Origin of the sequence: Nocardia sp. NPDC050175 (genome assembly GCF_044459885.1) — a bacterium.
GTDB lineage: Bacteria > Actinomycetota > Actinomycetes > Mycobacteriales > Mycobacteriaceae > Nocardia.
The window spans coordinates 209,307-217,979 of sequence record NZ_JBITJI010000005.1; the positions used below are offsets into that span (position 1 = coordinate 209,307).

Genomic DNA, 8,673 nt, shown 5'->3' on the forward strand with positions numbered 1-8,673 from the left:
GTTCGGGGCATCAGACAGGCGGCACCGCTGGACCGTCAAGGAGTAAGCGCACGAACAAGGGCACGGATGCGTGCCGGATTTCCGGTCCACTTCCGCAGCGCGTGTCCCGGCTTGTCGAAGTACTCCCGCAACAGGTCGAGTGCTTCGGTGAAGGTGGTTCCGCTGGGCCAGGATGCCCGGTCGGCATATCCACACTCCAGCAGCCGCCCGATGTCTTCGGCATCACGCGGCGCGAGTCGCTGTGCGTAAGCGAAGACCTTGAGGCAGAGGGCGGTCGCGATGTCCGGGATCGCGATTCGGGCGGACACCCGGGTGCTGTCGATCAGTGTGGCGCTGAGGGCGATCCACGCCGGCGTACGCGCCAGCGCCACGTGCAGCGCGGGGATGCCGTCGACGGCGATCGGTCCCGCGTCGAGATCGGGGACGTGCCGGTTGGTGAACGAGGGCGCGAGCAGGTCGATCGTCGCGGCGGTGCCACCGACCGAACGTTCGAACCGGTTGCCGGCCCGCGGATTGTCATAGCCCATGCCGCGCAATCGATCCAGCAGGGCACCGTCTCGAATGGTGACCAGTTCTACGGCGAGATCGGCATCTCTGGTCGCGCGCAACGGAATCGAGACGCCGCTGCGCAGCACATGGAGATTGACCATGTGGCCGCCGACCACTGCCCACGAATCCAGCGCGGTCGCCGCGGCGGCGGCATCGGCCAGCGCCAGATAGGCACCGTCCTCGGCCCGCGAACTGCTCTCGATCTCCAGTTCGATCATGCGACGAGCTCGCTGCGTGCGCTGAGGAACCGCTGTTCGAGCTCGGCTACGGCCTCGGCAGCGTCGGGCCCGTCGCCGGCGAGGACATGCCGGGCTATCTCGGTGATGGGTGCGAGCGGCCACGCTTGCGCAGGAGGCCCGCCCATCGCCGTGGCGATCGCCGGGTCGAGGTGTAGTCCTGGCGCGATCTTGCCGACGGTCACCACGACGGTCGCATCGGCGGGACCCGTTTCGACCGGGACGAAACCGGCCGTTTCCAGCTCCACACGCGCGTCGGCATGCAGATAGACGATGTCCGGGATACGCCACGGCGCTACCCGATCCGCCGCCCAGTCGCCGCAGACCTGGAGCGAAACTCGTTGAGCGGATGCGTGTTCCAACGCGAGTTCGATCTGTCGCGACATGGTGTCGAGGCTGTACCAGGCCTCGACGACGTCCACCTTGGGTGGGCGAGTGGCGACGAGGCGTTCGAACAGCTCACGTGGACGCCGAACCTGCCAGCCGTCCGTGGCCCGCTCCGTCCAGCCGAGCGCATCGGCGGCAGACAGGATTTGTGAGACTCGCGCCTGCGTCACGCCGGTGGCTCCCGCGATGCCGACCTGACGTTGGGGAGCCGGGCTGCCGAGGAGGAACGACAGCACAGCGATCTCAGCGCGCGACAGCCTGGTCTCGGACATCTTGCGAGTATAAATTCTTATAGAGAGACTGGCAAGAATTTATAGTGCCTGGTCAGAGGAGGGTGCTGAGGACGAGCCAGGAGACGAAGGCGGAGGGGAGCATGGAGTCGAGGCGGTCCATGATGCCGCCGTGGCCGGGGAGCAGGGTGCCCATGTCCTTGATGCCGAGTTCGCGTTTGATCTGGGATTCGATCAGGTCGCCGCAGGTGGCTACCAGGACGAGGCCGATGCCGAGGACGACGCCGATCATCGAGTTGGCGTCGAGCAGCAGGGTGACGGTGAGCAGGCCGCCGATGACGCTGAAGACGAGGGAGCCGCCGAAGCCCTCCCAGGACTTCTTCGGGCTGATCGACGGCACCATCGGATGCCTGCCGAACAGCACCCCGGCGACGTAACCGCCTACGTCGGAGCAGACGACCAGGATCATGAAGGTCAGCACCCGCAGGTTGCCGTCCGGTTCGAGCAGCAGCAGCGTCGCGAACGAGGCGAGCAGCGGGATCCAGGCCAGCGTGAAGATGGCAATGGCGGTGTCGCGCAGGAAGTTTCGCGGTGCGGTTTGCAGTCCGTGGTCGAAGAGGCGCCACACCATGCAGGTCAGCGCGGTGGCCGCGAAGGCACCGGCAACGCCGCTCGCACCGTAGGGCCAGCCGAGCCAGAACACGGCCTGGCCGCCGATGATGAGCGGAATCCGCGGCACCAGCACGTCGGCTTCGCGAAGCCGTTTGGCGACCTCCCAGGTGGCGACGCCGACCGCGACTCCGACGACACCGATGAACACCTTCGGCACGAACAGCAGGATCGCGATGAGTGAGAGGCCGAGCCCGAAACCGACGGCGAGCGCCGCGGGCAGATTCCGGCCCGCGCGGGAACCGGACGCCGGAGCGGCAGCGAGCACCGCGTTGGGACCATGTGCCTCGGGGTCGTGCTCAGCAGCGGAGACAGCCGGAACAGCCTGCTCGGTGATCACCGCATCAGGTCCCCAAGAGGACACGCTGGACGGCGCAGCACCATCGTGCGCGCCCAACGACGAAACACCATCGGTGGCCGGAGCGTCGTGATCGGACGCCACAGCCGAGGCTAAAGGCTCGTAACTCGACGCTTCCGCATCGCGCACGCGCTCTTGCCTCGTCTCAGCTGTGCCGTTCACCGGCCTCGGCTCCTCAGCCGCACCGGTCGCGGCGGCGTTCTCGGCCACGATTGTCCCGTCGCTCAACTCGTCGTTCCGTTCGTCCCCCGCCCGGCGGGCCTGCTGCGTTCGATCGGCGGCGCGCCGTCGTCAGCGTCAGACCTCGAGCAGTTCAGCTTCTTTGTGTTTGACCAGTTCGTCGATCTGGCCGACATATTTGGCGGTGGTCTTGTCGAGGTCCTTCTCGGCACGCCCGACCTCGTCCTCACCCGCCTCGCCATCCTTCTGGATGCGCGACAGTTCGTCCATGGCTTTGCGGCGGACATTGCGGATCGACACTTTTGCGTCCTCCCCCTTGCCCTTGGCCTGCTTGGCCAGTTCACGGCGACGTTCCTCGGTCAGCTGCGGCACCGAAATGCGAATGATGTCACCGTTGTTGGTGGGGTTGACACCGAGATCGGAGTTGCGGATGGCGGTTTCGATCGCGCCGAGCTGAGCCTGCTCGTACGGCTTGATCACGACCATGCGCGGCTCCGGCACCGTGATGCTGGACATCTGGGTGATGGGAGTCAGCGAGCCGTAGTAGTCGACGACGATCCGAGTGAACATCCCCGGGTTGGCACGTCCGGTGCGGATGCCTGCGAGATCGTCTTTCGCTACCGTGACAGCCTTTTCCATCTTCTCCTCGGCGTCGAAGAGCGCTTCATCAATCACGACCGTTTCCTCCACAGCGTCGTCATCGTCATGATCCGCGGGTCGCGGGGTCAGGACCGAACCAATGTGCCGATCTTCTCACCGGCGACCGCTCGGGCGATATTGCCCTTGGTCAACAAATTGAACACCAGAATCGGCATCTGGTTGTCCATACACAGGCTGAAGGCCGTCGCGTCGGCGACCTTGAGCCCTTGCTCGATGACCTCTTTGTGGGTGATCTCGGAGTACATGGTGGCGGCTTCGTCGATCTTGGGATCGGCGGTGAACACTCCGTCGACGGCCTTGGCCAGCATCACCACCTCGGCACCGATCTCCAGCGCACGCTGGGCGGCGGTGGTGTCGGTGGAGAAGTACGGCATGCCCATGCCCGCGCCGAAGATGACCACGCGGCCCTTCTCCAAGTGGCGCTTGGCGCGCAGCGGGAGGTAGGGCTCGGCGACCTGGCCCATGGTGATCGCAGTCTGCACCCGGGTGTCGATGCCCTGCTTCTGCAGAAAGTCTTGCAGCGCAAGGCTGTTCATCACGGTGCCGAGCATGCCCATGTAGTCCGAGCGGGCGCGTTCCATGCCGCGCTCCTCGAGCTCGGCGCCGCGGAAGAAGTTGCCGCCGCCGATCACCACGGCCACCTGCACGCCGGTGGCGACCACCTCGGCGATCTGCTCGGCGACCGTCTGCACCACGTCCGGGTCGAGGCCGACCCGGCCGCCGCCGAACATCTCCCCACCTAGCTTGAGAAGCACCCGGCGATATCCTGGGCGATCGATCCCCGGGTCCGTCATGGGTGTTCTTCTCCTTCGGCGGTCAACGTTGTTCTCGGCAGACAAGTGCGTCACAGAATTCGGCAGCTCGGAAAGGCTCCTCAACACGGAGCGGCCCCTATCCTGCCCTATGTGTGTTCGGCGGCATAAGAAGACCCCCCGTCAACCGGCAAATCGGTCGACGGGGGGCCTGCTCGCTATGGTGCTATGAGTGCGGCTAGACCCGGTCCCGCGGGTCCATCTCGGTGGGCACCGGGGCGGTCGCGGGGCGCGATCAGTTGGCGCCGACCTCGAAGCGGGCGAAGCGGGTCACGGTGACCCCGGCCTCGTCCAGCAGGGCCTTGACGGTCTTCTTCGAGTCGGTGACCGACGACTGCTCGAGCAGCACGACGTCCTTGAAGAAGCCGTTGACGCGGCCCTCGGTGATCTTCGGCAGTGCGGCTTCGGGCTTGCCCTCTTCGCGAGCGGTCTGCTCGGCGATGCGGCGCTCGTTCTCCACGATGTCGGCCGGAACCTCGTCGCGGGTAACGTACTTCGCCTTGAGCGCGGCAACCTGCATGGCGGCGGCGCGGGCGGCCTCGGCCGCCGCGTCACCCTCACCCTGGTACTCGATCAGCACGCCGACAGCCGGCGGCAGATCCGAGGCACGCTTGTGCAGGTAGGTGGCGACCGGGCCGTCGAGCGAGATCACGCGACGCAGCTCGAGCTTCTCGCCGATCTTCGCGGCGAGCGCCTGCACGGCCTCGTCGGCGGTCTGGCCGCCGAGGTCGACGGCCTTGAGCGCGTCCAGGTCGGCGGGCTTGGCAGCCGCGGCGGCAGCCACGATCTGATCGGCCAGCGCCTGGAACTCCGCGTTCTTGGCGACGAAGTCGGTCTCGGAGTTGATCTCGACCATGACGCCGCCCTTGGCGGTGACCAGGCCCTCGGCGGTGGTGCGCTCGGCACGCTTGCCGACGTCCTTCGCACCCTTGATGCGCAGGATCTCGACGGCCTTTTCGAAGTCACCGTCGGTCTCGGCCAGCGCGTTCTTACAGTCCATCATCCCGGAGCCGGTGAGCTCCCGGAGCCGCTTCACATCGGCAGCGGTGTAGTTCGCCATCGGTGGCGAGCCTCCTTCGGAGAAAGTGCTTGAGTACTGGGCAGCGGTGATCACCATCGCACGCGTTGGTGATCACCGCTGGAACAGCGAGTTACGAGACTCAGGCCTCGGCCGGGGTCTCCACAGCGGCAACCTCGACAACGGCCTCGGCCGGTGCTTCGGCAGGGGCCTCAGCGGCGGCTTCGGCAGGGGCCTCGGCGGCCGGTGCGGCAGGGGCCTCAGCGGCCGGTGCGGCCGACGCGAGCAGCTCCTGCTCCCACTCGGCCAGCGGCTCGCCCGCGCCCGCTTCCGGCTTGTCGTCGCCGGAGGACAGGCCGGCCCGCGCCTGCACGCCCTCGGCCACCGCGGAGGCGACGACCTTGGTGAGCAGTGCGGCGGAACGGATCGCGTCGTCGTTACCCGGGATCGGGTAGTCGACCAGGTCGGGGTCGCAGTTGGTGTCCAGGATCGCGATGACCGGGATGTTCAGCTTGCGCGCCTCGCCGACGGCGATGTGCTCCTTGTTGGTGTCGACGACCCAGATGGCCGAGGGCACCTTGGCCATGTCGCGGATACCACCGAGGGTGCGCTCCAGCTTGTTCATCTCACGCGTGAGCATGAGGATTTCCTTCTTGGTGCGACCTTCGAAACCACCGGTCTGCTCCATGGCCTCGAGCTCCTTGAGGCGCTGCAGGCGCTTGTGCACGGTGGAGAAGTTGGTGAGCATGCCACCCAGCCAGCGCTGGTTGACGTAGGGCATCCCGACGCGAGTCGCCTCGGCCGCGATCGACTCCTGGGCCTGCTTCTTGGTGCCGACGAAGAGAACGGTGCCACCGTGGGCGACAGTCTCCTTGACGAACTCGTAGGCCTTGTCGATGTAGGTCAGCGTCTGCTGCAGGTCGATGATGTAGATGCCGTTGCGGTCGGTGAAGATGAACCGCTTCATCTTCGGGTTCCAGCGCCGTGTCTGGTGTCCGAAGTGTGCGCCGCTGTCAAGCAGCTGCTTCATTGTTACGACAGCCATAGCTCCCGTATCTCTCTTTCGTTGCCGGTTGACGCAGCGAATCGGTGATTCGCTGCCCTGGCGCCTCCGAACCGTCGGACCCGACCTCGAGGGTGGGACCAGCCGACGACTCCCTGCTCCGCACAGGCACCGCTACGAACCGAGTTTTGCTGAGTCGATTCGAACAGCGCCGTTGCGAACAAGCACGGGGTGGCGCGCGAAGTCGGTCCATGCACGCACAGACCGCCCGATCAGTCTACGTCTTAGGAGTCCAGCTGCTAAATCGGCCTGTCAGGGGCACGTGGCGGTGGTCGCGACAGGTGGAACGGGCGATGTCCACAGTTGGGAAAGTTGTCCACAATCCGGGCGGTGGGGGTACCGCGATCCGGTTGGCCGGATGAGGCTTTGTGGCATGCCTTCGAATCCGATTTCTTCGATGACGACGCTGGTCATACCGCTTTTCTTCGTGCTCGCCGTGTTGACTGCGCCGCCTTCCACTGCGGCCGCGCACGATGCGGTCGAGCCGAGCACGGCGGCCTTGATCGGCGGGCGGCCGCGGAACGAACCCGTGCCCGGGGCGTGCACGGGTTCGTTCTGCGGGCTGGTGCATCCGGCGCCGCTGCGGGTGGCGGACGGGGTTCGGATATCGCCGCCGCCGGGTGTTCCGCGATTGTGCGCGTCCTTCGGTCCGACTGGGTTATTCGCGTCGTCGGATGCGGCGGACTGCGGTCTCGATCCGTTTGCGATATCTCCGCTGGATCCCGAATTCTGCGAATATGTCGGTCCCGCAACATTTTTCATGTCGCCGAGTGATTCTGAGTTCTGCGGGCTCGTGTCGCCGGCTCCGTTGGCGTTGCCGACCAAGTGATCTCGGGTGATGTCGAGCAACCGGGCACGGCTCTTCGCGGCAGCACTCATCGCTCTTGTCCTGCTGACCGGTGCGGAACCGGTCGCGACTGCCGCGCCCGCGGTGTCGTTCAGTTGGCCGCTGCAGCCTCGGCCGACTGTGTCGCGGCGGTTCGACAAGCCTGCGCAGGACTGGCTGCCGGGGCATCGCGGGGTCGATTTGGCCGGTGCGCCAGGGCAGGCGGTACTGGCGGCTGGGGACGGGATCGTGGTGTTCGCCGGGATGGTGGCCGACAAGCCGGTGGTGTCGATTGATCATCCAGGTGGGCTGCGGACCACGTATGAGCCGGTGCGCGCCGAGGTTTCGGTCGGGCGCCGGGTCACGCGGGGTACATGGATCGGCACCTTAGAAGCCGGGCACGAAGGGTGCGGGACTTGTCTGCACTGGGGATTACGCAGCGAGGGTGGCGGTCGGCGACGACGTGAGTACTTGGACCCGCTCGGCCTGCTACATCTGAGCCCGCTCCGGCTGAAGCCGGTTGCCCCGCCCTGAGTTCGCCTGCTCTGCGCCCATCGCGCCGATGCGATGCGTCTCGAGATAGTCCAGACGAGACCGCCCGATTTCTGACAACCGCGCATCCGGCCGAGCCAGTGCCGGGCAGTAACGTCCGGCGCGTCGAACCCGCGTCGCATCGGAGCGATGATGGCCCGCGCGAGGCGTGCGGCGTGTCCGAACAGACGCTGCCGAACGCTTCCCAACGGTGTCGGCGGAGGGTGAAGATCAGAGCATGGAGCATCCGTCCAGTGATCCGCCGTTCACCTATCCGGAAGTCGGTGCCACTAGTAGCGAGTTACCGGAGGGGTATCACCGATTTCGGCTGCGGCGGCGGATCGGGCACGGGCGCGCGCTGTTCGAGCATGCGGGGACGGCGATTCTCGACTATCGGATGCAGAAGGGCACGGGCATCTTTCATGATGCGTCGACCGTGCAGGCCGAGCCGGGTACGCGGCTGACGGTGCGACTCGGCGTCGGGCCGTTGGCGATCATCGCGCCGTGCCGGGTGGTGTACGTGCTCGCCGCGCCAGATCAGCGCGGGTTCGCCTACGGCACGCTGCCCGGGCATCCGGAAATCGGTGAGGAGCTGTTCGCGGTCGAATACGACCCGGCCGACGAGTCCGTCTACGGCATCGTGACCGCGTTCTCGCGTCCCGGGACCTGGTACACCCGGCTCGGCGGTCCGGTGGTCCGCCTCATCCAACGCTTCATCGCAGGGCGATACATCAAAACCCTGCCCACCTCAGCGTGACTTGGACTGCATGACCCGAGAGTGAGAACGGTCGCACGTGCAGGCAGCAGGGTCGCGGGCAATCGCGCATACGGCCAATCCCGCGAGCGGGCAGCACGGTTGCAGGCAATCGCGCATACGGCCAATCCCGCGAGCGGCAGCGCGGTCGTGGCTAACTCCCGCACGCGGCCAAGCACGATCGCGGCCAGCACGGTTGCAGCCAATCCCACGCGCGGCCAGCAGAGTCGCGGGCAATCGCGCGCGCGGCCAGCACGGCTGCGGCCAATCCCACGCGCGGCCAGCAGAGTCGCGGGCAATCGCGCGCGCGGCCAGCAGAGTCGCGGGCAATCGCGCGCGCGGCCAGCAGAGTCGCGGGCAATCGCGCGCGCGGCCAGCAGAGTCGCGGGCAATCGCGCGC

At 66.6% G+C, this 8,673-nt stretch carries 9 protein-coding genes; 2 read left to right on the plus strand and 7 right to left on the minus strand.

The window, feature by feature from the left end:
• Positions 1–35: 35 nt before the first annotated feature.
• The 7 genes from ACIBK2_RS18720 to rpsB form a co-directional block, all read right to left on the minus strand.
• Positions 36–767, minus strand: coding sequence for a hypothetical protein (locus ACIBK2_RS18720; protein WP_396968794.1), 732 nt, complete (start codon positions 765–767; stop codon positions 36–38).
• On the minus strand, positions 764–1,444 hold the full coding sequence (locus tag ACIBK2_RS18725) for a hypothetical protein (protein ID WP_396968795.1): 681 nt from the start codon (positions 1,442–1,444) through the stop codon (positions 764–766). The genes ACIBK2_RS18720 and ACIBK2_RS18725 overlap by 4 nt, the downstream gene beginning before the upstream one ends.
• Before the next feature lie 52 nt (positions 1,445–1,496).
• Complete coding sequence (locus tag ACIBK2_RS18730; protein WP_396969221.1) at positions 1,497–2,339, minus strand: phosphatidate cytidylyltransferase; 843 nt, start codon at positions 2,337–2,339, stop codon at positions 1,497–1,499.
• A 387-nt stretch (positions 2,340–2,726) separates the two neighbouring features.
• Complete coding sequence (frr, locus tag ACIBK2_RS18735) at positions 2,727–3,284, minus strand: ribosome recycling factor (RefSeq protein ID WP_357378401.1); 558 nt, start codon at positions 3,282–3,284, stop codon at positions 2,727–2,729.
• A 50-nt stretch (positions 3,285–3,334) separates the two neighbouring features.
• Entirely contained in the window at positions 3,335–4,063 is a 729-nt protein-coding gene (gene pyrH, locus ACIBK2_RS18740) for a UMP kinase (protein WP_396968796.1), read from the minus strand.
• A gap of 253 nt (positions 4,064–4,316) precedes the next feature.
• A complete protein-coding gene (gene tsf / locus ACIBK2_RS18745; RefSeq protein WP_396968797.1) occupies positions 4,317–5,141 on the minus strand; it encodes a translation elongation factor Ts in 825 nt (274 codons plus the stop codon).
• A gap of 100 nt (positions 5,142–5,241) precedes the next feature.
• Positions 5,242–6,144: a 30S ribosomal protein S2 gene (gene rpsB / locus ACIBK2_RS18750; RefSeq protein ID WP_396968798.1), complete on the minus strand. Its 903-nt coding sequence runs from the start codon at positions 6,142–6,144 to the stop codon at positions 5,242–5,244.
• 856 nt (positions 6,145–7,000) lie between these two features.
• Between rpsB and ACIBK2_RS18755 the strand changes: the two genes are divergently transcribed.
• A complete protein-coding gene (locus ACIBK2_RS18755; RefSeq protein ID WP_396968799.1) occupies positions 7,001–7,522 on the plus strand; it encodes a M23 family metallopeptidase in 522 nt (173 codons plus the stop codon).
• A gap of 235 nt (positions 7,523–7,757) precedes the next feature.
• Positions 7,758–8,276: a DUF1990 family protein gene (locus ACIBK2_RS18760; RefSeq protein ID WP_396968800.1), complete on the plus strand. Its 519-nt coding sequence runs from the start codon at positions 7,758–7,760 to the stop codon at positions 8,274–8,276.
• The last annotated feature ends 397 nt before the right edge of the window (positions 8,277–8,673 follow it).

Excerpts from the sequence above, each read along its gene's own strand:
- ACIBK2_RS18760 (WP_396968800.1), top strand. The coding sequence starts at position 7,758 with ATGGAGCATCCGTCCAGTGATCCGCCGTTCACCTATCCGGAAGTCGGT.
- ACIBK2_RS18725 (WP_396968795.1), bottom strand. The coding sequence starts at position 1,444 with ATGTCCGAGACCAGGCTGTCGCGCGCTGAGATCGCTGTGCTGTCGTTC.
- ACIBK2_RS18720 (WP_396968794.1), bottom strand. The coding sequence starts at position 767 with ATGATCGAACTGGAGATCGAGAGCAGTTCGCGGGCCGAGGACGGTGCC.
- tsf (WP_396968797.1), bottom strand. The coding sequence starts at position 5,141 with ATGGCGAACTACACCGCTGCCGATGTGAAGCGGCTCCGGGAGCTCACC.
- rpsB (WP_396968798.1), bottom strand. The coding sequence starts at position 6,144 with ATGGCTGTCGTAACAATGAAGCAGCTGCTTGACAGCGGCGCACACTTC.
- pyrH (WP_396968796.1), bottom strand. The coding sequence starts at position 4,063 with ATGACGGACCCGGGGATCGATCGCCCAGGATATCGCCGGGTGCTTCTC.
- ACIBK2_RS18755 (WP_396968799.1), top strand. The coding sequence starts at position 7,001 with ATGTCGAGCAACCGGGCACGGCTCTTCGCGGCAGCACTCATCGCTCTT.